Below are 22,840 nucleotides of genomic sequence, written 5' to 3' on the forward strand. Positions count from 1 at the left end.
ACCCAATCATAGCGCTGAATTTGAGCGATGCGGTCTCTAGTCAGCCAATATGCAGCGTCATTAACTCCAGCAATGCTTTAATCCCGTTCCAAGCAATCTGCACCCCGATACAAACTAGGAAAACAGCCGACAATTGTGTGATCACAGTCATCCCCGTTGCTCCCAGGATTCGCGCCAAACGGTCGGCAAATCCATAGCAGAGCAAAATGCTAATTGCTATCAACGCCAATCCAATGAGTGCCGCCAAGATTGTCAAGGGATGGTACGCGCGATGGTGAGCCGCGTTCGCACCCAGCGTGATCGCCGCAGAGATTGATCCAGGGCCTTCACTCAGTGGCAATGTCAAGGGATAGAACGCCCGGCGGATTGAGTCTTGCGGCTGGACGGTTTTCTGTACGTCCTGTTTTTCGTCGTCTCGCTGCTTCAGCAACGTCCATCCAGTCGCAATGACGATCAAACCTCCGCCGACCTGCACCGCGGGCAGCGAAATCCCAGAAAGGCGAGCACATAAGTCCCGACAAAATACGTTGCAACCAGCAAGGAAAAACGGTTGATCGCAATGCGCCAAAGGTGGACTTAAAATGCACATCGCGACGGCCCCGCAGATTTGCAAAAGCTGTGAACCCTCTGTAGACCAATTCAGTTACCTATTCTGCGATTCAATGTAGTGGACCATTCACACAACGTCCATTACATCTTTCTGGTATCCCAGGAGAATCGCCGTCGCACCGGCTGAACATCCCATCCCCGCGCGGTTCGATGAGACGGTGCCTCCATCCGCGCAATCAAGCTTTACGCCTTTATAGTTGAATCCTTATGGGTGTACCATCTGCACCATGGGAGCAGCCGAGCATACTTCCGTGGACGATCAAGACTTGGATCTTCGTCAGATTATCGACTCGGCTCCTGCGTTGATCCACACCGCACGGCCGGATGGTTATCTCTATTTCTTTAACCAGACCTGGTTGGACTTCGTTGGGCAGCCACTGAGGAATCTGCTGGGATGGAAATGGACCTCCTGTATTCACCCTGAAGATGTCGAGAGTTTTGTGCAGAGGTGGCGAGAGTCGATCGCTACAGGAGAACGCTTCGAAACAGCCGTACGAGTACGGCGGGCTGATGGAGTCTATCGTTGGATGCTCCATCGCAAGGTACCACGACGAGACGTTGATGGAGTTGTGGTCCAGTGGGTTGGATCGAGCATTGAGATCGAGGAACGCAAGCGGGCCGAAGAAGAGCTCCAGATCAGTGCCCAGTTGCTGCGGAGAAGTGAATTCTACCTGTCCGAAGCACAACGTCTAGGGCACGTGGGCAGCTGGGTTTTCGAGCCTGCAGGAAGTTTTGGCCATTGGTCCCGTGAACTCTTTCAGATATACGGGCTTGATCCTGACAAACCTGCCCCAACCCTTGAGGAATACCTTGGACGCGTTCATCCGCACGATCGTGAGTTCATGGCATCGTTGATCAAGCGAATGCTTGCCGAAGGATTGGGATGCGATGTCACCAAGCGTATTGTGCGACCTGACGGCGAGGTGAGGCATATTCGTTGTGTGGGTGCTCCTGTTGTAGAAGAGGGATCTCTGAAACGAATCGCAGGCAGCGCCATGGATGTAACGGAGCACGAACTACTTACCCAGGAACTTCGGCGTCGCGAAGCCTATCTGTCAGAAGCTCAAAGGTTGAGTCACACGGGCAGCTTTGGTTGGAGACCGGGCTGCGAAGAGCATGTGTGGTCGGACGAAACATACCGCATCTTCGAATATGATCCGGCGGTGAAGATCACGCTCGACATGATCGTGGACCGCGTTCACCCTGAAGACCGTAGTTTCGTTCTTGAGACTGTCGAACGAGCCTCTACCAGCGGCGGCTCCATCGACTACGAGTACCGTCTGCTCTTTCCCGACGAACGCGTCAAGTATGTTCACGTTCTCGCGCGGCCGCTGGAAACCGACTCCGATGACCTCGAGTTCGCCGGGGCGGTCATCGATATTACTGAGTCCAAACGGGCAGAAGAGAAGATCCAACTCAGGGAGAGAGAGCTTCGGACGATCATTGAGATCATGCCCGCCTACATGGGAACCTCTTTGCCTAACGGAACAGCTGATTTTCTGAGCCAGAGTTGGTTGGACTACTCCGGCCAGACCAGAGAAGAGGCTCTGGGATGGGGATGGGCGAGTGTGGTTCATCCCAGCGACGTCGATCGAGTGTTGGCAAACTGGCAGGTGGGATTGACTTCAGGAAAATCTGTAGAGCAGGAGTTTCGTTGCCGGCGAGCGGATGGAATCTATCATTGGTTCCTGAGTCGCAGTCTCCCTCTCCGTGATGACGAAGGGAAGATCGTTAAATGGTATGGGATTCTCTTCGACATCAATTCATTGAAAGAGACCGAAAGCGCTCTTCAGGCGCGAGAACACGAGCTCGTTGGCATTATCGAAACAATTCCCTCAATGCTCTGGATAACGTCGCCGACCGGAGAACCAATCCATAATTCTCAAAGACTCCTTGAATATGTTGGGGCTTCCTTCCAAGAATTCGCAAATCACGGGTGGGTGAGCTTCATTCATCCTGATGATCGAGAGGAATCCTCGAAGGCATTCTTCCGCGCAATCGAAACTGGAGAGTCATACAACGTAATACATCGTGTGCGACGTGCGGATGGAGAGTACCAGTGGCATCAAACGAGAGGCGAACCTTTTCGTGACCCCGACGGAAAGATCATTCAGTGGTACGGTCTCTCAATTGACATCGATGAGTGGAAACGAGCAGAAGACCACCTTCACGAGGCGCGCATCAAGCTCAGCACAGCGTCGAAAATCGCAACCGTAGCTGAGCTTTCAGCATCGATCGCTCATGAACTCAATCAACCGCTTATGGCTGTGCTTGGAAATGCCCAAGCCGCCAAGCGTTGGTTGGCAGCCAACCCGCCTGATCTACCCGAAACAAACGCCTCGATTGAGCGAATATTGAGAGATATTCGCTCAGCTGACCAGACCATGCAGCACATTCGCGCTCTTTTTAAGAGCGAGCCATACGAGAAGAGGGACGAGAATGTTCTGGACATCATACGAGAGTCCTTACGTTTTATCCATGAAGGCCCCAACAAGCGCGAGGTCCAAATTGACTGGTCCATTGAAGGTAGTCTGCCGCCAATTTGTGTCGACCGAATTCAAACTCAGCAGGTATTTATCAACCTAATTTCGAATGCGATTGAAGCGGCCGACGGGAGTCCAAATACATCCAAGATTCTGATGAGAGCCTTTCTTACACAGGAGCAAGAGGTCGTTGTCCAGGTCATCGACAATGGCACGGGACTCGAAGATACCGAAAAAATATTCGATGCCTTTATTACAACCAAGGAAAAAGGAATGGGTATCGGCCTGGCCGTCTCAAGATCTGTCGTCGAAGCCCATGGCGGGCGACTCTGGGCAGAGAACAATCCTGACCGCGGGGGCGCCACTTTCAATGTCGCATTGCCCGTGTCGTCAAAAACGTGACGGCTAGCTCCTCGTCCAACGATCCTCACCCTTCAATCCACAATAAAAATCCCGGGCGAGCCAAGCTGCTCTCGCCGGGTTGCTGGCAATCAATTTTTCAACTACTTGGTGACGGCATAGTTAACACCATCGCCGGTCTTTTCTCCACGGGTATTGACATTTTTTCCGGCGTCTCTGGCCCTGACCTCAGCTGCATGATCAACGTCTTTGGCGCCGGTCTTCGTAGCCTTGCCGACCTTCTTAGCCGCCAGGGGTTGATCAAGCGTTCTTTGCAAGTGGCACGTTGAGAGGAATCCTGCGCCGAGTCAGGATTGTTCTCTGCTTCACATGAAAGGGACGCCACTTCGGAGTGAAAATATGTGATGTTCTTTTCGACGGAGATATTTTAAGATTTCGCGGCTCAGATTTTATATGGACGCTCAGGCCAGACCGAGATGAAATCGCCATCTCCCGTCTTGCCACCCCACTCCGTTCTTCAAGGAGGCATGACAGCTACCAGAAATCTGTAATAGCAGGTATCCGAGTTGGAACACTACGATAAAACCCGTGTCGGTTCCACTCGAATGAGCGTCGACCAAATCAAAATCAGTGGCTTTGCAGCAGCATGCACATCCGCTGAACGATTTCGGGCTAAAGTATAGGGCGGAGCTCGCGAAGGCTATGAACAAGCGACTTGGCGCACAGATAAATTCCGAGATTTATCCTTCACAAACTCCTTTTAGAAGGTTGATCAGGGCATCGCCATCAACCGGTTTGCGGAAGAAGCCGACTGCTCCTTTTTCAAGGTAGAACAATTCCGACTTCTCAGAAGGCTTTCCGGTGATGACAATGACTGGAAATGAGCTACCGGTACTGTTAATGTGTTGGAGCAAACCCAGACCGCTCATCTGCCGCATCTCCACATCAGTGATGACGCAAGAGCTCTTTTCCAGACCATCTGACTCGAGAAACTCCTCTGCCGAGCCATAGCCTTCAGCGATATATCCGGAGGAGGCCAGTAGGTTTATCAGCGACTCGAGAACTCGGAGATCATCATCAATGACTGCGATCGTGCGGGCCTGCATGCCCATTGAAACCTCCGCCCCTCTGGGGCGATCCATAGAAAATCATTCACAGCAATTTAGGATGCTTTGGAAGACTCGAGATTTAGCTTGCTGGCGAGTTTAATCAGGGTCGCGAATGAATCGGCTCCCATCTTCCGCATTATGTGCCCACGGTGTATCTGCACGGTATACTCCGTGATTCCCAGCTCCCAGGCTGCCTGCTTGTTTAAAAGACCCCGTGCCAACAGCGGTAACACCTGTTGTTCCCTGGGAGTCAACGATCCGTAACGGGCGAGTAGATTCTTCCGTTCTAATGCAGCCAACCGAAGTTTCCGATCCTGTTCGAGCGCCCTTTCGATACAGGCAAGTAGTGCCGCCTCGTCAATAGGCTTGGTGAGGAAGTCCATCGCTCCTCCCTTCATCGCTGTGACAGTGGACGGAACATCGCCGCGTCCGGTAATAAAAATGACCGGGATTGCCGTCTGGGCGGCAATCGACTCTTGCACCTGCAATCCATTTAATCCTGGCATTCTCAAATCGAGAACCACGCACCCGGAGCAGTCTTGAAGTTCGAAGTCGAGGAAGTCTTGTCCTGAAGTGAATATTTGAACCTGCTTGCCATTGGCCCGCAGTAGCGATGAGAGAGCGTTTCCAACACTGGCATCATCATCAACGATGTAGATCATTTCGGTTGACGGCACGATCCCCTCCAGGAGTGGGCTACTGATAGCTGCGCTCGTCATTATTCACAAGCCTCAAAATGCTCGGCGCACCGCTTCTAAGCGCACCTTGTGAGAGATTATATCGGGAAGGCATGTCGAAATCATTGACGCACCTTCGAATCACGCATTACATGAATATGTAATTGCGAAAGCCCAATTTTTCGCTAATGAAGGATTTCGCGGAAAATGTTCTTCGCTCCTCCATCATCACGAAGAGGTACTTCTGCTGTCCATCTTTTGCCTCCGAGGCATCATGGTTCGGATCCACTAGCTGCGGAAGCGTTGGCCTGAACAGTGCTATGCGGATAGTCAACAACAAGGTCACACCAATGTCGATCCACACCATGGACTCCTCCTATTTCGTTCGGGCACTCGCTGGGGGCAGTCAATTTGATTCGCGCCGGAGCTCTAATGTCTTCGCCATCATAAGGATGGCAGCGTTCAGAATGCCATTACATATCTATTGGTCTAGGCTCAAAACAATTCCCACGAGGGTCGCGCTACACGGCTCCGAAAGATCGGCCCTCCGCCTTGAGGGGCACTTGAAGATTCGCCTCGACAGGCGGAGGCGCTTTGCCCAACGATGCTGAGACGACGGCGGTGAAGAGCCACGCTTCGGAGCCGTCGGGAGCTATATGCTCCGTTCCAACAACATCTACCGCACCGCCTCGTGCAGAATCTCTGGCACGGAGAAAGAGACGTGCGCGATAGGGCTGATAATGAATCCGCGCTTCCTGCCATAGACTGGAAGACAGATCCAGCAATTGAAGTCTCCAAGCTGGGTTGTGCTCGCAGCAGTGATCTCTCTCGACTCTTGATTTACATAGATGAGCCGGCCGTCGAAATCTGCCAACCACGTGGGATTTGGAGAGCGCTCAAGGAAGGCATCCAGTGCAGTCGTATCCATCATTTCCGCGACGTGTCGGGTGAATCCCTTGAGAAGATTTTCACGGCAACAGCCAAGTGGACTCCCGTGCAAATCTTCCGATTTATTGCTCTGTTGAGCCTCTTACTGAAGGGAATATAAGTGCATTACTTGTTTATGGTGGCGGGCGGATTTCAACTCTGAGCATGCCGACAGCACACATAAAGATGTGATGGCGTGACGTGGAGTGCTTCGGATATCGTACGGTTGCAGGCGATGCAATTCCCAGATGACGCCAGAAAAACTTGCCACGTTTTTGTGATGGCCGGGGCAGCGCCGCGAACGGAATGGCTTGACGATTCCTTCGCCCTCGACAACAAACGATTCATCGTCACCGGATCCGATCTTGCTGCGTTCGCATGTGAGGATCAATGGCCGCTAAAACGGCCTCCACTCATGCTCGAAACCAACATCCCAGGAATCATTGCTGTTGGCGACACGCGAGCGGGGAGCGTGAAACGGGTCGCCTCCGCAGTCGGCGAGAATTCAATGGCGGTACACCTCGTATATCGATATCTTGCCGAGTGTGAAGATCAACTTGCTTCGACTCAACAAGTGCCCGTGGTAGCGGCTCAGGCCACAGTCTTATCGGCTCATAGTTCGCACACCCTTGCCACATGAACATGTAATGGCGCAACGGGATTGTAAGCGTTATGTTGACCAAAACGATGCTGAATCGCATTGGCCATCGGTGAGGGCGGAAAGCACATTCCTGAGTAGAGGTGGCATTACTTCGAGAGCACAGTCGCCCCCGAGCTGAGTCCTCGCTACTCGCCGAGCAATCTTTAACGAACTCGAATCTCACGGCACTCCTTTTAAAAAATCGCAATCCGGGCAGGGTTCTCCATGAACTGGAAGGTCAAAACCATCGCTAATCGTAGTAGCGGAAAACGAATTCCGGAGGTCAAGCTCCCAATCGGAATGACACTGGTCCAAGGTGCGCGTGGGCGCAGTAAACCGGAAACCGTAGGAGTCGACATCAGCCCTCTGGAAGGTGCGATCTCCTCGAGTTTCCTGGTTGCTATCCATACGCCACGAGACAGTCACGGCCCGCTAGACAGATCTTCGGAGGCGGTCGCCCGTGACTACTCGATAGATCTGTTGCCGTTCCACGAGTTAATCGCGCGAGTTTGCGCCGCGTTGAAACGGACTCATGACTCCAATGAGGAACAAGTTCTATTCAGGGTGGGGGATTTGCATCTTGATGCTTCGAGGCACCTGGTACATAAGAGAGGTCGCCCCCTCCACCTGACTCCGAAGGAGTTCGCACTTCTCCATAACCTGATGAGGAATGCGGGGAAGCCGGTCTCACATAGGAAATTACTACGATCAGTATGGGGATCACAGTACGGTAGTGATCGCGAGTATTTGCGAATCTTCGTCAGGCAGTTGCGCCTCAAGATTGAGGACAATCCTGCAAATCCAAAGTACCTCTTGACAGAGCCAGGGATCGGCTATCGCTTCGCGGAAACGGTGGAAGGAAATTCTGCCATTCCTTCGCGCAGGTGACTAGATCGTCCAGGGATCTCGTACGCGTATATCTGCTGCACGATACGACAGCACACACGTTCGCCCAAAGATGATCAGGGCCCCGTCACGGCGAAAGAGCTTCGACACCGATCACATATATTCGATGCTCTTCCTTCTTCGATCTATCGCTAACAGGAACATGTAATTTCGATCGGTTCACCCTATTGCTACGATCACGCTGTCGACGTAGCGCACTGACAGAAAGACCAACGCCTTGTCTCGGGGAATTCACATTCGAAGATGTCGAGACATGTGTGGTGGATGTCCGTTCGTCCCCATGTTGCGCGGACTACCGCGGCCGATTATTCACTGGATTGGCGGACTGCTCTTTCGATCTTAGGTCGCTCATCCTCCAGGAGTTCCTTTCCCGACTACCGAGTGCGTGGCTAGCGATGGACCTCACTTATGTGGACTGCACATTCCGAAAGCGTACGAATTCGCATTGTCGTCGGAAGACTGGCACAACTTCGAACACTTCTGTTTTTTCGCGACGAGCCTCACCTTCTGGTGGCCCATCGTGCAGCCTTGGCCGGCACGACACCGATCAACCTCGTGGATGATCATTCCGTACCTGTTGACGTCGGACTTCGTAAAACACAGGGTTGACGGCATTCCTGCGTATTTCAGGGCGATTACTCTACCAGAGCTATGGAGTCGTCGAACGGCCCAAGATCGATTCCTATAAACGGACTTAGCAAACCCGTTGCCAGACGGCATCCAGGTTTCCTTAAAACGCTGAGATTCGGCCTGAACCGGAAGGACGTGACGATCAAGTTTGGCTGAAAGACGCAATGGCTTGCTGCTCGTCACTGAAGAGCTCGAAGAGTGGGAGGACGCAACACATTTGTAGAACCTGAGTAACATGGCGCGACGGGTTGACAAGTTTGAGGGAGCCGCCTGCTTCCTTGCTGGAGGTGAGGATGCGGACAAGGACACCGACGCCACTTGAGTCGATGCGGGAGACCTCTTCGAGATCGAAGACGAATTGAGATTCGCCGTGGCTGGCAAGGTTGTCCATCTTCTGGCGAAGATCGTCGATAGGCTGACCGAGGACGAGGTGGCCGCGAAGGCGGATGGATTCGACGTCTCCGTGCGTAAGTGTGTCGATCTCGAATCGGGTCAAGGGTTCTATCTCCTGAAACTGCGTGCTGTCCGCCGATGTGCCGGATATAGTTCCTACGAATATTTGTAACAAAGGAAAGCTCCACAGGAAGGCCGGGGCAGGATACCATTCTAGCCATCAATCGAATCGATGGCGTGGAGTTTCCTGGAGTGAGTGATCCGGTAGTGTCATTGCGTCTTATTCGTCTCTCTGGCTTGCTGCTGAAGCATCTGGAGAGTGTTTCGCGGGCACGCGTGCTCGCAGCCGAGGTCGAAGCGCTGTTCGTGGGGTCTGCAGTGGTGGTTTACACCGTGGACGAATCGGCGAGGACGTGGCAGGCGAGGGCAGCCGTAGGTGGGATTACGGCGAGCCGGGGCGCAATTGCGTACGAAGAGGCCGGCAGCTTGAGTGCGGTCGCCGAAGAGCGTGCAGTATTACAGTTTGCGGCGACAGATCTCGCGCGAGAGGAGTTCGCACATTTCGATGTGCGCCAAAGCTTCAGTGCGTTGAGCTATGTTCCGATTCTGTTGAACGATCGCCTGCTGGGCTGCGTCGAGATTGTCAGCTTTGGCGAGGCCGCGACCGAGGAGGCCCTTGACGAGGCGTCCGAGATGGCGGACTTCGCGGCCATTGCGCTGGACGCGGCACAGCGGTATGAGGCAGAACGCGGTGCGGGGCTCGGTTCGGTACTGCGGTTGACGCAGCTGTACGACATTGAGCGGATCTTCAACGCGACGCTGGAGATGCGTGAGCTCCTTCCAATTATCTGCTCGAAGGTGCAGGACCTGCTCGGGGCGAATGCCGTGAATCTGTGGATGGTGGATCAAAACGATCTGGTCTTGATGGAACAGGTAGGCGAGGACGGGGCAGCACTTGGGGAACGTCGCGCGGACGGCGAAGGAATTGTGGGTGGAGTTGGAGAGACAGGCGAAGAAGTGCTCGTGCAGGAGGAAGATGGACGGTCGGTGATGGCTGCTCCTCTGCTGCATGCGGAAGCTCTCACGGGTGTGTTGGAGGTTGTGCGGGCGGTCGGGCGAGAGTTTGGGGAAGATGATCTGTTTACCCTCACGCAGGTGGCTGGATCGGCGGCACAGGCGCTCCATAACTCTTCCCTGCTGCAGGCGGAACGGAAGATCGAAGTGCTGCGGACGCTGGTAGGAGTGGGGCAGGAGATCACCTCGACGCTGAATCTACCGCGTGTGCTGGAGGCGATTGTGAATCAGCCACAGCTCGTGATTCCGTACGAACGGGCGGCGATCGCACTGGAGCAAAAAGGCCGGATTTCGGTGCAGGCAATTTCGGGAGTGACGAAGCTGGATAGATCGACGTCGGAGGTGCAGGCGCTGAATGGATTGCTGAGCTGGGTGGGCGGGGTGGGAACGGAGGTGTATGTCACGCAGCGGGGCGACGAAATCAGCGACGCAAGGCCGGAGACACGCGAGAAGTTTCGGCGATACTTCGAGACCTCGGGGATGAGAAGTTTTTATGCGCTGCCACTGGGGGACGATGAGGGACGGCTGGGCATTCTTTCGTTTGAGAGCTCGGACGCGGAATTTCTCGGAGTGCTTCACCTGGAGATCATCAAAATTCTTTCGAGCCAGGCGACGTTGGCGCTGAGAAACGCTTCGCTGTACAAAGAGGTCCCTTTCATCGGGATCCTGGAACCCCTGATTGAAAAGCGGCGCCGATTCATGGCGATTGAGCGGCGACGGCGCGGGCTGCTATTGGGCTCAGTGGCGCTGGTGGCGTTGGCGCTGGTGCTCGTTCCGCTGCCGATGCGGGTGTCTGGGCAGGCGCAGGTGAGTCCCTCGCTGACGGAGTATGTGCATGCGGAAGAGGACAGCGTGGTGCAGCATGCGTTTGTGCGCGAAGGCGATCACGTGGAGCCAGGAACGCCGCTGTTCCAGATGGCAGACTGGGGCCAGAGGGCGACGCTCGCCGGCGCTCAGGCGAAGTATGAAACCGCGATGTCGCGGATGAATCGCGCGCTCACCGACAACGACGCGACAGCAGCTGGGCAACATCAATTGGAGGCTGAGTACGCGCGCGGTGAGGTAGCGCGGCTGAATGACAGGCTGAAGCGGACGATGTTGCGGTCGGAGATCGCGGGTGTGGTCGCGACTCCGCATGTGGAGGACCTCGTTGGGAAGAAACTTTCGAACGGCGATCCTGTGGTGGAGCTGATGAGCACGCAGAGTGTGGTGGTGAATGTCGCGGTGCCGGAGCAGGATGTTGCGCTGGTAAGGCCGGGAGCGCAGACGGTGGTAAAGCTCGAGTCGTTTCCAGCAGCGACCTTTCGCGGGCGGGTGGATACCGTGAGCCCTTCGGGGATAACAGTGGGGGATAAGCACCTGTTCTTTGCACGGGTGGCGTTGCCGAACGAAGATGGAAGGCTGCGGCCGGGAATGCAGGGCACCGGGAAGGTCCGAGTGGGTCTACGGCCGCTGGGGTATGTGCTGTTTCGCGATCCTGCATTGTGGGTCTGGTCAACGCTGTGGAACTGGTTTGCCTGGTAAGGAGCACGAATGGTTCGTCTGGTTGCGGCTGCTTTGGTGATCTTTGGGATGTCGGGATGCACAGCGGATCCTCCTCCGGTAGCGGCAGCTCCGGCGGAGAGGCCACGGCCTGTCATGGCTTCGGCGCCGAGCGCGAGCGCCCCGCGTGCGATTGTGGTGACGGGTCCGGTAACCGTGGAAGAACAGCTGGATGTGGTGGCGCTGCGGTCCGGAGTGATCGTTGCGATGCCGGTGGATGTGGACTCAGAGGTAGAAAAGGACCAGGTCATGGCTCGTCTCGATGCGCGGCAGCTCGAAGCAGATCGCGCGACGGCCGAACATAAGGCGGAGAGCGTGGATGCCGATCTGAAGAACTGGGAGTCGGAGCTCCAGGTGAAAGAGGCCGACCTGCGCCGGGCCGAGGCCATGCACAAGGCGGGTATCAGCACACAGGAGGCATACGACCACAGTATCTACGAAGTGACGGCGAGCAAGTACGAAGTGGAACGGCAGCGCGGCGATGAGCTAAGCGCCAAGGATAATGTGCGGTCGATCGACCTCGAACTGGAGAAGACGCAAATCGTCGCGCCGTTTCGCGGTGTGGTATCTCAGCGCTACGTGCGGCAGGGACAGTACGTGACGGTGGGAGAGAAGCTCTTTCGCGTGGTGGGACGGTCCTCACTTGAGGTGCGATTCACGCTGCCCGCGGAGGATGCCCGGCTGTTGCGGCGCGGAGACGTGGTAACGGTATCGGCGACCGCAGATTTCAGCGAGAGCACGCCTGCTTCGGTGACGCACCTGAGTCCGGTGATAGATCCCGGAAGCGGAACGATCGAGGTCGTGGCAACGGTGAAGGATCGTCTTCCCGGGTTGATTCCCGGAACGATAGCCTCGATAAGGATAGCGGGCGCGCGATGAACCTCGCCGAAGCACTGAACGCGGCATTGCCGGAGATGCCGGTGCGACGGGTGCGCACGGGTTTTCCAAAGATGGATCCCGCAGCGGTGGTGAAGGCGAACGTCGAGGACGGCGAGCCGGTGATGGTCGTGCTGAACCGCAGCACAGACAAGATGTTTCGCTTCAACCCCACGCAGTGGAGAATCATCGAACTTTTCGATGGGGTACGAAACTACGAGGAGATCGCGGCTCTGCATGCTGAGCGGTACGGCGTAGCTTATGGCACGGATGATCTACGCGAGTTTGCGGCTGGACTGGATGATGCCGAGCTCTGGTACCGGACACCTCTCGAGCGCAGTGTGGCGCTGCGGCAGAAGCTGGAGAGCGGACGGCACCAGCATACGCATCGTAAGTCGAAGTGGGGTGACATTGCCCACATGCAATTTTCGGCGTGGGATCCGGACCAATACTTCAATCGAATCTATCCGTACACAAAGTGGGTGTACAGCGGGTGGTTCACAGCGCTGACGGTGACGTTGTTTGCCTGCATGCTGCTGCTTTCGCTTGCGAACTGGCAGCAGATCCGTCTCGATACGGTGCAGTTCTACACGTTCACGGAGAAGAGCGCGTCGGACCTGGCGCAGTTCTGGTTGATCTTTCTGTTCCTTGGTTTCTTTCACGAGTCGGCACATGGGCTCACATGCAAACATTACGGCGCCGAGGTGCACGGCATGGGCTTTCACCTCGTTTACCTGACGCCGGCGTTCTTTGTCGATGTGAGCGAAGCCTGGGTGTATGCATCGCGATGGCAGCGGCTGGTGACGATCATCGCAGGCGTATGGGTGGAAATGATCTTCTGCTCGATCGCGACGATTGTGTGGTGGGGAACGCCGCCCGGAAGTGGAGCGCATGACTTTGCGTACAAGATCATGCTTCTCACGGGAGCGGCAGTAGTGGTGGTAAACATGAATCCATTGATCAAACTCGATGGATACTATGCGTTCTCCGAGATCATCGGGTTTTCGGATATCAAGGAGAAGTCGACCGCATACCTTTCAGGACTGGTGCGCGGCCGGATATTTCGTCTGCCGGTGGAGATGGAGTATGTGACGCGGCGCCGGCGGCCCGGTTACGTGGCATACGCGCTGCTCTCGGGGATCTACAGTTACGGGCTGCTGTTCACGGTGGTGCGATTCAGCTACAACGTGTGCTCCAGGTACAGTCCGCAGTGGGGATTTGTGCCAGCGGCAATCATCGCCCTCGTGATGTTTCGCGGCCGGCTTCGAACGCTGACGCAGTTTGCGCAGACCGTATACCTGGACAAGAAGGATCGAGTGCGGGCGTGGTGGACAGCCACACGAGTAGCGATAGCTGCGTTAGCTACGCTGGTCATTCTGTTCGCCCCAGTGTTGCATGAGACAGTGACGGCGCGATTTGTGCTGGAGCCGGGAGAGCGCGCCGTGGTACGCACGACCATCCCCGGGCGCGTAGTGTCGGTAATCGCTCGTGAAGGAGAGACGGTGACGGCAGGATCGCCTCTGATCGAGATGGAGAACCGCGAGGTGCGCTCGATGCGCGCGGGGGCCGGCAGCGAGTTTGCGTTGACAGGGATGAAGCGCGTGGAGGCGCAGCTCGATCATAGCGATCAGGGTCAGGTGATCGCTGAACACGCGCGTGCAGGTGTAGAGCGGACGATCGCCGAGGAGGAGTCGGAGCGGCTGAGTCCGCGCGCACCGATCTCGGGCGTGGTGATGAACGCGGGGCTCAAGGACCTGGCGGGAAGCTACCTGGATGCAGGGACCATAGTGGCGGAGATCGGCGCTATAGGGCAGATGCGGGCCCGAATCTTTGTGCTTGAATATGCGCTACCGCGCGTGCGCGAGGGAGAGCCTGTGCATCTGCTGGCGGATGGACGGTTCGGTGTCCTGCGATCGCGAGTGATGAGCGTAGAGAGAACGCCTGAGCCTCTGGATGCCGCTCTGGATACGAATGAAAAGATTCGAGGAGTGGGAACGCTGACTTACTTTGCGGCCGATGCGATGATCGCAAACGATGGCACGCTACGCGACGGAATGACGGGAACGGCGAAGATCGTGGTGCGCCGGCAGAGCCTTGCAGAAGCGTTGGTTCGCGAGGTGCGGGAGTTCGTCCAGCGGAAGCTCTGGTAAAGGAAAAGGGTGGAAGCCGAAGCTTCCACCCTAAATGTACGTTGGGTTGGTGCAGAAAAATTCGCGCAGAAAGCGAACGCAGAGAGATCCAAAACAGAACTAAAGCAAGATGACAGCGGGGAGCATAACGTACATCGATAACCGAGCCTCGCTTAGACCAGCTTGCGGCTCGCGACCTTCTTCGAGAGAACCGCACGGCTGGCGATCGTCTTCGAGAGAACCGCGCGGCTGGCGATCGTCTTCGAGAGAATCGAGCGGCTGGCAACGGTCTTCGATAGGGCGACCGGGGCAGCAGCGGCGGCCGATTTGGGTGAAGACTTCGTGGTGATGGCGGAATTCTTCTCGGGGCTTAGGTTGCTGGTCAGCGATTTCTTCTGGATAGCCATGGTTATTTCTCCTTTGAAAGTCTTCAGGTCAGCTGTAGTTTTTCTAAGGCTGAGCTGTGCTTTTACCTAATGCAAGCGGCGTGCCAAAGCCGTGAAATACGAAAACACGGAGTTTTTGGAACTTACAAGCGTCAGCCCAGGTCGAAAGATGTGTCTCGGGTGTAAATTTTCACCACACGGGGTTAATTTTTAACCCCCTGACCACTTGAAACCATCATTTGACCCGGTCTCCGTTGATGGAGTGCTTGCGACAGAGATACTTCATCTTTTCAACCGGGATATGCAGAAGCGCTGCAGCAGCAGTCTTGCCGCCCGCCCGACGCAGTGCTGCCAGAAGGTAGGCGACCTCGATGCGCGTCAGCTCGTCTTCAAGATCGAGGCCCTCCGGCGGAACGAGGATCTCGTCGTAGTTCGCGGTGCTCTCGTAGAGAACTTTTTCGGGAAGGTGCTTCATCGAGATGGTCTCGCCGTCAACCATGAGAGCGAGGCGCTGAGCAAGATTCTCCAGCTCGCGTACATTGCCCGGCCACGCGCTGGATTCGAGCACTTGGAGGGCTTCGGGCGAGAAGTGTTTGAGAGGCAGATTCCCCGCGGTGCAGTACCTGTTGAGGTAGTGGTTCAGTAGCAGCGGGATGTCGCCTTCACGCTCGCGCAGTGGAGGAAGCGCGACCGGAATGACACAGATGCGATAGAAGAGGTCTTCGCGGAACTGGCCCTGGCGGACCATCTGCTCGAGGTTGTCATTGGTGGCGGAGATGAGTCGAAAATCTATCTTGTGCGGAGTCTTGGCTCCGATGCGCTGAACCGTCTTCTCCTGGAGCACGCGCAGCAGCTTGCTTTGGAGGACGAGCGGGAGCGACCCGATCTCGTCGAGGAAGAGCGTTCCGCTGTCGGCGAGTTCAATCTGCCCGTGATGGGTGGCGTGAGCTCCCGTGAAGGCGCCTTTTTCATGGCCGAAGAGCTCGGACTCCATGAGGGTTTCGGGGAGAGCTGCGCAGTTGACGCTGATGAAGGGCTGGCCTCGGCGTGGGCTGAGATCGACGATCGCGCGTGCGGCGAGTTCTTTGCCGGTGCCACTCTCTCCGCGGAGAAGGACAGTGCTGTTGCTGGAGGCAACGCGGCGAATGGTCTCGTACAGGCGCTGCATGGGCTCGCTGCCGCCGATCATGTCGCAAAGTGAGTTGCGTTGCGCGAGTTCACCACGGAGCTGCTTGGCTTCGAGGCGTTTGCGGTGTTGTTGCGCGGCTTCGAGGAGATGGTCGCGAAGTTCGGGAAAGCCGATGGGAGCTTGTAGCATCTCGTCGGCTCCAGCCTTCTTTGTGCGCGTGCGGGCGTTTTTGAGGTGCGTGCGCGAGATGGCGGTGAGATAGATGTGGGGCGCAGCCGCACGGATAGACTCGATGTAGGCGAAGACATCTGCACCGGGCGAGACGATCGTGTCGAGGTCGATGACCAGGATCTCTGGTTTGTGTTCGGAGAGGCTCTGGAAGAGAGCTGCGGAGTCTGCCGCGAAACGGATGAAGAAGGCCGAGGCCAGCTCCTGTCCGATTTCGGGCAGCGCGCCGTCGTCGCTAGTGGCAAACAGCAATTTCAGCCCGTCTGTGGGCTCTAGTGCACCCGCACTCGATAGCAATGGCGCCTCGATATAAAGGATTAGGCGAGAATTATACGAGAGTCTTCAGAATTGGGAAGGTTCGATGCTCGTTTCATAGGTTCGGCTATTTCGAACCCGATGCGAAGGTGACTCTTCAACGATAACGGACTAGTTAGCGCAAACGATCTTGCCAATCAGTCTTAAATCGCCGATGCACTTACCTCTAATAGCTTCAGCTGACGATTCGTCTCATGGTTCGCACCGAGCTTTAAGATTTTTGGGGAAGTGTGATTCAGACCGACTATGACGGATTCGGCTCAAGCAAAGGTTGAAAGTCCAATCCGATTGGAACGGGAAAGCACGATCGAAGAACCATCGGTAGGTTCCATCTGCGCGTCTAAAGCGTACCTCCGTTTCGAGGTAAGTTCCGGCGGCCAATGCGGACTGCCAATTGGCCGTCAAGTGATCACGGTCGAGGGGATGTAATAGGTTCACCAGCCCCAACCCTGCAACTGTTCTCTGGTAAGCCCTGTGTAATCCACCCAACTTTGGCTGACGAAATCGGCCGATCCGCCAGGCAAAGCGGTCCCCACAAAGGCGGGCATCGCCTCAATGATGCGCGTCATATTCCCACGTGCCTAAGATCGCCGGTCTCAGCCAACGAACCCAGCAAACGACCGGCGTTGTCGGAAGTTTTGCCTTCGGATCATGTCACAGAATCAACTAACAGGAAGATGTGATTGGCGGGCCACACCACTATGCCTACCATAACGTAGTACAGGCCCAATCTGTAGAACACAACTGGAATCTCCTGCGTTGAAAATGGCAGTTTGACGTCGCGAGTTCGAAACAGAGTACGGGAAACATTATTTTGGAGATCTTCATGCAATCTTGCGGGGCACGAGCCAACATCGACCTGAATTGCTTTGGCACCACTACATCCGAGGCTATCCTCGTTGAGGCAGCCAAATCGGGAGATCATTCGGCCTTTGAAGAGTTATGGGCTCGACATTCGGACACAGCATTCAGGTCGGCATATCGGATCCTCAGAAATCGCGACGATGCGGAAGATACATTACAGGACGCATGGATGAAGGCGTTCGTCCATTTGAAAACTTTCGATGGTCGCTCACAATTCTCCACCTGGCTCACCCGGATAGCGATCAATTCTGCTCTTATGGTATTGCGCAGGAAGCGTTCCCATCCAGAAACCTCGATGGATGGGAGTGGAGATGGTGAGACATGGGACCAATGGGAAGTTCCAGACAACAGATCAAATATTGAAGATCTTTATTTGAAGAAGGAAGCGGAACTGAAGTTGAAAGAAGCAATAGAGTCTCTACGGCCTCCCCTTCGAATTGTCATGGAGATTCAACGATTCCATGACGGGACTAACAAAGAGATTGCGGACGCAGCAGGGATTTCTGTGGCCGCGCTTAAATCGCGTTTGGTGAGAGCCAGAGCTCTACTTCGTAGCTCACTACAGTCTTCCATGTCCCCTAGGAAACACGGCGATACACCTAGTTTTGGCTTGCGGTGCTAGCGCCGCAAGGCATAGGGGTTCACGCACCAATCCACACATTTGTGATTTTCTGTAAGGTTAACCGGAGAGACGGTTGGCCTTTTCTTTTGGATAGCCAGAAAACTCCTAAACTGCACCAGATCCCCTAAACACGGCAGGGATCGTCTGAAAGAGAATCTTGATATCGAGCCAGACGGACCACTGATCGATATACCGCATATCCAAAGCCATCCATTCGTCGAATCCAATGGAGCTCCGACCCATAATCTGCCACAGGCAGGTAATTCCTGGCTTCACACTGAACCGCCGCCTATGCCAGTCCTGTGAAAATCCCTCGTAGTCGCGAAGCGGAAGTGGCCTCGGGCCCACAAGACTCATCTCTCCGACCACAACATTAATGAGCTGCGGTATCTCGTCCAGACTCGTCTTGCGAAGAAACTTGCCCGCCGGTGTAATCCGAGGATCATTCTTCAGCTTGAACGTGGGCCCCTGAGTTTCGTTCAGGTGTTCAACCTGCGCCATAAGACGCTCCGCATTCTGAACCATCGTACGAAACTTCAGAATCTCAAATGGCCGCTTACCGTGGCCCATCCTGGTTTGCCTGAAGAAGACCGGCCCTGGACTTGTCAGTTTAATCAATAAAGCAATCATCAGGAAAAGGGGCGCGAGTGTCACGAGCAACAACACGCAAATCATCACATCGGCCACACGCTTGATCATGAAAGCCCATGCATTCCATGATTCGTCATGCAAAGTAATTGTGCTGATGGTTCCATGCAAAAAAGCTGTTTCCTTCGAATCTTCCCGATCGAAAAAAGTGCCAAGAAACCGAACCGCAATTCCGTGATCGCGACATGAGGAGATGATGCCCGCAATCTGCTGGTAAAACGATGCGAGTGGCAGAGCAACAATGACCTCATCCACGGGCAGCGTTCTGAGCAACTCAGGAACAGAATCAAGTCCACCGACTAAAGCTCCCAGATGTGAGTCAGCCGTCTGCTTGCTCCACCATTGATCATCCACAAAGCCCTGCACACAATAGCCCCACTCCGGATGTCCTGCCAGCTCTCGAACGAAACTGTTCGCGCGGCGATTCGTACCCACGATGAGGATATGTCTACGGTTTCGCCCTCGAGCGCGAAACGTCTGTATCATCGCTCGCGAGATTAGACGGGTCGTAAGAATAGCCGCAAAACTCATGATGCCGAAGAGGACCGCGACAACAACCAGATCCACCGAATTCCGCATCGATCCTGAACCGATCAGCCAAAGCCAGACCAGGCTCAACAACGCGCAGAAAGAGCAGGCCCAACCTACTTTCAGGGTCTCCCGCAGAGACTCTCGCCGTCGCCCCCCACGATAAAGCCCATTGACCCGCAGTGCCACATGCCATCCCAACGCCAGCACGAAGGTCGAAGAAAAGACCTGAATGGGGTAATGGGTCTCAAGCGAGTTCAGAACATCGAAGACGGGCTGATGAACGGTTGCTACATAGGAGAGGCCGAGACAGCAGAACAATAACGCGATATCGCCGACTGGCGCCAGCTCTAAAATCGTTGCTCTGTTGGAAGGTGTCATTGGGGAAGCCCCTTCTGAGAGTGCCTTCTCTAAAAGTGCGTGGAATTACTGAGCAGCAGGTTGAGCCCGATTTCGTCAGTCCTCAGAGTAACCCGTCTTCAAGCGTTCAGGCAATGAAGAAAATGACCCGAGAAGTATTTCTCACTCGAGACGTTACGTTTTGCAAAACCGAGACGAAACGATTGCAACATTGTGAATATTTTCTTGTCGGTCGGGGCCCATCGTCAACACATCGGTAGCTAGCCATCTGTCAAATACCGACGACAGGCACTCAAAGCTTGTTCACTGAAGCGGAACCCCGGAAAAATAAGAATGGCATCCACACCGCAAACTGCGGTATAAGAAGACTTGACCGTTTTTCTGAATCAGACCCCATTGAACTCGAGCGAAGTTCCATAATCAGCAGAGGTATCTCATGGATCGACTTATCGATGAAATAGCTTCTTCCTGTGCCATCACCCTTATTCGCGCTCCGACCATCAACCGGTCTTTAAAGCCTTGTCGAGGTCTGATCGCGATATCTAAGATATCTCCGCTACCCAGCCAACGCGTTCCCAATTTAGGCCGTCTTATAGAGGCGGCACAGCCTGTAAGAATCAAGCTACATGCAAAAAGAAAAGAATAGAGTCGGCCAGCAGTCGCCAATCTCGATTTAGCGCACTAAAGTAGACCCCCTTGGAGATCCTATGAGTGATTCAATTCACATTGCAGTCGTCGGTTCTGGCTACGTCGGATTAGTAGCTGCTGTTTGCTTTGCAGAGATGGGTCACAGCGTCGTGTGTGTGGACAATGACCAGCAAAAAGTCTCCGCGTTGCAAGGCGGAGAGAGTCTGATCCACGAAAAGTATCTGCCTGACCTCCTGCAGCGATACCGCAATGCCAGGGTGCGTTTCACAACCGACCTGTCTGCCGCCACGCGTGAAGCACAGGCAATCTTCATAGCGGTAGGAACACCCCAGAGCGAAACAGGAGATGCCGACCTCTCTTATGTCGAAGCGGTCGCCAGTGAAATTGCTCGGTCCATCACGACTTATAAGGTGATAGCAGAAAAGAGTACGGTTCCTGTCTACACGAATGAGTGGATTCGCCGCGTCATGGAACGCAATGGCGTCTCGCGTGAGATGTTTGACGTTGTCTCGAACCCCGAGTTCTTGCGCGAAGGAACCGCCGTAGCCGATTTCCTCCATCCGGATCGAATTGTTGTCGGAACCGACAGCGACCGCGCTGCCGATATCATGGCGAGGATTTACGAACCCCTGACCTCCGGCAGATACTACGCGAAGGCAGGAGCCATCGACGGCGTCTGCAATCACGACACCCCACCGCCACTGTTACGCACCTCCACCAAGAGCGCCGAGATCATCAAGCACGCCTCAAACGCTTTTCTCGCATTGAAGATCTCTTTCATCAACGCCGTGTCCAATCTTTGCGAGGCCGCAGACGCCGACGTCGAACAAGTCGCACAGGGCATGGGACTCGACAGCCGCATTGGTCCAAAATTTTTACGACCCGGAATCGGTTATGGGGGGTCCTGCTTCCCCAAAGATGTCGCGGCATTCCGCTCCGTCGCCGAGCAACTCGGAGTCAACTTTGCACTGCTGACCGAAGTCGAAAATATCAACGCGGACCAGAAGCGGCGTTTTCTTAGCAAGGTGCGTTCAGCACTCTGGACCCTTCGCGGGAAAAAGCTCGCTGTCCTCGGTCTTTCCTTCAAAGGCGGCACCGACGACATTCGCGACTCCCCTGCCATCGAGCTAGTTCAAATGTTGATGGAGGAAGGATGCTCCATCAGAGCCTTCGATCCCGCAGCAATGCAGCGTGCAGAGCACATACTCCCACCTCGCCCAAACTTCCAGTATGCTGTCGACCCATACGACGCCGCAACGGATGTAGACGCACTTCTGATCCTCACCGATTGGGCGGAGTTTGGCCGTCTCGATCTCCAGCGACTCGCGGCCACCATGCGCTATCCCATCGTGCTCGATGGCCGCAATCTCTATGATCCCGACCTGATGCTGGAAAATGAGATCACTTACTTCAGTGTAGGAAGGCCCACGCGGCATCACACCCCGGAGCTCACAGCCGTTGCATCTCGCTCTCGTTAGTCGAAGCTTTGTTTTCGTCATACCTTCGAAGTCTTGAAATATCATTGCAATACGAATAGGTGAGGCTCTTTCCAAAGAGCTAAACCGTTGTAGCATCTGGGGGAACTATGAATTCAAAAAGAATCCTCGTCACAGGAGCTGCAGGTTTTCTTGGCTCGCACCTTTGCGATTCCCTGCTCGACGCCGGAAACAGTGTCATTGGCGTCGACAACCTGAGCACAGGCAATGAAGCAAACCTCGCCCACCTTCAGAACGAGCCCCGCTTCGACTTTACTGAGATCGATATCTGTCAGCCCTTCGACGTCGGCAAAGTCGACTTCGTCTTCAACTTTGCCTCACCCGCAAGTCCCGTCGACTACGCCCGACTCGGCGTTGAAACCCTCCTTGTCGGGTCGGCGGGAACCATCAACACGCTCGAAATTGCGAAGAAACACCACGCCGGCTATCTTCACGCATCTACCTCCGAGTGCTATGGCGATCCGGAGGTTCATCCACAGACTGAGGACTACTGGGGACATGTCAACCCGGTCGGCCCCCGATCGGTCTACGACGAAGCCAAAAGGTTCTCCGAGGCTGCCGTCATGGCCTATCACCGTTACCATCAAGTGAATACGCACCTCGTGCGAATCTTCAATACGTATGGACCAAGGTTACAAATCAATGATGGCCGCGTCATTTCCAACCTCATGACGCAGGCTCTTCGCGGTGAGCCTCTCACCATCTACGGCGATGGAATGCAGACCCGAAGCTTCTGTTACGTCTCGGATCTGATCGCAGGCATTGTCGCCCTGGCGGACTCGAACGAGCACCTCCCGGTCAACATCGGCAATCCAGAAGAGTGGACCATCCTGAGTTGTGCCGAAGAAATTCTCAAGCTCATCGGGTCAGACAAGAAAATCGTCTTCAAGCCCCTCCCCCAGGACGATCCAACACGTCGCAGACCCGACATCAGCAAGGCAATCAGGCTGCTCGGGTGGACCCCGAAGATTAAGCTTCGTCAGGGGCTCGAGATGTCGTTAGCCTACTTTCGAGCTAATGTCGAAACCGGGCTAGTTCAAAATCCATAACTGAGAAGTTGTTCTCATAGAGAATTTAGTAAAAATTTCCCCGTGAAAAGACAATGAATCAGAGTTGCGATCATCCGCGATATTCGAGCCTTCATTGTTAATTTCTCGAGTAAATGAGTTGCCGTAAGAAACGCTGGATGAGTACTTACGTCTTAGTGCGAGGGACAAATTAGTTTTAACTTTTGCGATTGGAGAACATCTCTTTAGGTGAG

The 22,840-nt window shown here is 54.9% G+C and carries 19 protein-coding genes; 9 read left to right on the forward strand and 10 right to left on the reverse strand.

What is annotated here, in order from left to right:
* Positions 1 to 40: 40 nt before the first annotated feature.
* Complete coding sequence (locus RBB77_RS15195; protein WP_353062587.1) at positions 41 to 589, reverse strand: MarC family protein; 549 nt, start codon at positions 587 to 589, stop codon at positions 41 to 43.
* A 271-nt stretch (positions 590 to 860) separates the two neighbouring features.
* On the opposite strand from RBB77_RS15195, the gene RBB77_RS15200 reads away from it, so the two are divergent.
* Positions 861 to 3,494, forward strand: a complete 2,634-nt coding sequence (locus tag RBB77_RS15200; RefSeq protein ID WP_353062588.1) for a PAS domain-containing sensor histidine kinase — start codon at positions 861 to 863, stop codon at positions 3,492 to 3,494.
* 698 nt (positions 3,495 to 4,192) lie between these two features.
* Here RBB77_RS15200 and RBB77_RS15205 read toward each other — a convergent pair.
* The 4 genes from RBB77_RS15205 to RBB77_RS15220 form a co-directional block, all read right to left on the reverse strand.
* Positions 4,193 to 4,564 (reverse strand): response regulator, encoded by a 372-nt coding sequence (locus RBB77_RS15205; RefSeq protein WP_353062589.1) that lies wholly within the window; start codon positions 4,562 to 4,564, stop codon positions 4,193 to 4,195.
* Positions 4,565 to 4,614: 50 nt separating this feature from the next.
* The gene (locus RBB77_RS15210; RefSeq protein WP_353062590.1) at positions 4,615 to 5,223 is read right to left on the reverse strand and encodes a response regulator transcription factor; all 609 of its coding nucleotides are present in this window, start codon (positions 5,221 to 5,223) and stop codon (positions 4,615 to 4,617) included.
* 163 nt (positions 5,224 to 5,386) lie between these two features.
* Positions 5,387 to 5,605: a hypothetical protein gene (locus tag RBB77_RS15215; RefSeq protein ID WP_353062591.1), complete on the reverse strand. Its 219-nt coding sequence runs from the start codon at positions 5,603 to 5,605 to the stop codon at positions 5,387 to 5,389.
* A 154-nt stretch (positions 5,606 to 5,759) separates the two neighbouring features.
* Positions 5,760 to 6,023, reverse strand: coding sequence for a hypothetical protein (locus RBB77_RS15220; protein WP_353062592.1), 264 nt, complete (start codon positions 6,021 to 6,023; stop codon positions 5,760 to 5,762).
* A gap of 1,082 nt (positions 6,024 to 7,105) precedes the next feature.
* On the opposite strand from RBB77_RS15220, the gene RBB77_RS15225 reads away from it, so the two are divergent.
* Positions 7,106 to 7,693 carry a response regulator transcription factor gene (locus RBB77_RS15225; RefSeq protein ID WP_353067642.1) on the forward strand — a complete coding sequence of 196 codons (588 nt, stop codon included), beginning with the start codon at positions 7,106 to 7,108 and terminating at the stop codon, positions 7,691 to 7,693.
* Between the two features lie 403 nt (positions 7,694 to 8,096).
* Positions 8,097 to 8,399 carry a cytochrome c oxidase assembly protein gene (locus RBB77_RS15230; protein WP_353062593.1) on the forward strand — a complete coding sequence of 101 codons (303 nt, stop codon included), beginning with the start codon at positions 8,097 to 8,099 and terminating at the stop codon, positions 8,397 to 8,399.
* An 84-nt stretch (positions 8,400 to 8,483) separates the two neighbouring features.
* Here RBB77_RS15230 and RBB77_RS15235 read toward each other — a convergent pair whose 3' ends face one another.
* Positions 8,484 to 8,837 (reverse strand): STAS domain-containing protein, encoded by a 354-nt coding sequence (locus tag RBB77_RS15235; protein WP_353062594.1) that lies wholly within the window; start codon positions 8,835 to 8,837, stop codon positions 8,484 to 8,486.
* 149 nt (positions 8,838 to 8,986) lie between these two features.
* Between RBB77_RS15235 and RBB77_RS15240 the strand changes: the two genes are divergently transcribed.
* Genes RBB77_RS15240 through RBB77_RS15250 form a run of 3 tightly spaced genes read left to right on the forward strand, consistent with a single transcriptional unit; the run spans position 8,987 to position 14,376 of the window.
* The gene (locus RBB77_RS15240; RefSeq protein WP_353062595.1) at positions 8,987 to 11,332 is read left to right on the forward strand and encodes an efflux RND transporter periplasmic adaptor subunit; all 2,346 of its coding nucleotides are present in this window, start codon (positions 8,987 to 8,989) and stop codon (positions 11,330 to 11,332) included.
* Positions 11,333 to 11,341: 9 nt separating this feature from the next.
* Positions 11,342 to 12,229, forward strand: a complete 888-nt coding sequence (locus RBB77_RS15245; RefSeq protein WP_353062596.1) for an efflux RND transporter periplasmic adaptor subunit — start codon at positions 11,342 to 11,344, stop codon at positions 12,227 to 12,229.
* On the forward strand, positions 12,226 to 14,376 hold the full coding sequence (locus RBB77_RS15250; protein ID WP_353062597.1) for a PqqD family peptide modification chaperone: 2,151 nt from the start codon (positions 12,226 to 12,228) through the stop codon (positions 14,374 to 14,376). Before RBB77_RS15245 ends, RBB77_RS15250 begins: the two co-directional genes overlap by 4 nt.
* 152 nt (positions 14,377 to 14,528) lie before the next feature.
* On the opposite strand, the gene RBB77_RS15255 is transcribed toward RBB77_RS15250, so the two are convergent.
* The 3 genes from RBB77_RS15255 to RBB77_RS15265 all read right to left on the reverse strand — a co-directional run bounded on the left by RBB77_RS15255 (position 14,529) and on the right by RBB77_RS15265 (position 16,851).
* Positions 14,529 to 14,762 (reverse strand): hypothetical protein, encoded by a 234-nt coding sequence (locus tag RBB77_RS15255; protein WP_353062598.1) that lies wholly within the window; start codon positions 14,760 to 14,762, stop codon positions 14,529 to 14,531.
* A 214-nt stretch (positions 14,763 to 14,976) separates the two neighbouring features.
* Entirely contained in the window at positions 14,977 to 16,350 is a 1,374-nt protein-coding gene (locus RBB77_RS15260) for a sigma-54 dependent transcriptional regulator (RefSeq protein WP_353062599.1), read from the reverse strand.
* A 255-nt stretch (positions 16,351 to 16,605) separates the two neighbouring features.
* Positions 16,606 to 16,851, reverse strand: coding sequence for a PAS domain-containing protein (locus tag RBB77_RS15265; protein ID WP_353067643.1), 246 nt, complete (start codon positions 16,849 to 16,851; stop codon positions 16,606 to 16,608).
* A 376-nt stretch (positions 16,852 to 17,227) separates the two neighbouring features.
* Here RBB77_RS15265 and RBB77_RS15270 point away from each other — a divergent pair, with 376 nt between their 5' ends.
* Entirely contained in the window at positions 17,228 to 17,899 is a 672-nt protein-coding gene (locus tag RBB77_RS15270) for an RNA polymerase sigma factor (protein ID WP_353062600.1), read from the forward strand.
* 105 nt (positions 17,900 to 18,004) lie between these two features.
* Here RBB77_RS15270 and RBB77_RS15275 read toward each other — a convergent pair whose 3' ends face one another.
* Positions 18,005 to 19,456, reverse strand: a complete 1,452-nt coding sequence (locus RBB77_RS15275; RefSeq protein WP_353062601.1) for a sugar transferase — start codon at positions 19,454 to 19,456, stop codon at positions 18,005 to 18,007.
* Positions 19,457 to 20,142: 686 nt separating this feature from the next.
* Between RBB77_RS15275 and RBB77_RS15280 the strand changes: the two genes are divergently transcribed.
* Both RBB77_RS15280 and RBB77_RS15285 read left to right on the forward strand, forming a co-directional pair.
* Positions 20,143 to 21,561: a UDP-glucose dehydrogenase family protein gene (locus RBB77_RS15280; protein ID WP_353062602.1), complete on the forward strand. Its 1,419-nt coding sequence runs from the start codon at positions 20,143 to 20,145 to the stop codon at positions 21,559 to 21,561.
* A 107-nt stretch (positions 21,562 to 21,668) separates the two neighbouring features.
* Entirely contained in the window at positions 21,669 to 22,628 is a 960-nt protein-coding gene (locus RBB77_RS15285; protein ID WP_353062603.1) for a UDP-glucuronic acid decarboxylase family protein, read from the forward strand.
* The last annotated feature ends 212 nt before the right edge of the window (positions 22,629 to 22,840 follow it).

This window comes from Tunturibacter psychrotolerans (genome assembly GCF_040359615.1).
Taxonomy (GTDB): Bacteria; Acidobacteriota; Terriglobia; order Terriglobales; family Acidobacteriaceae; genus Edaphobacter; species Edaphobacter psychrotolerans.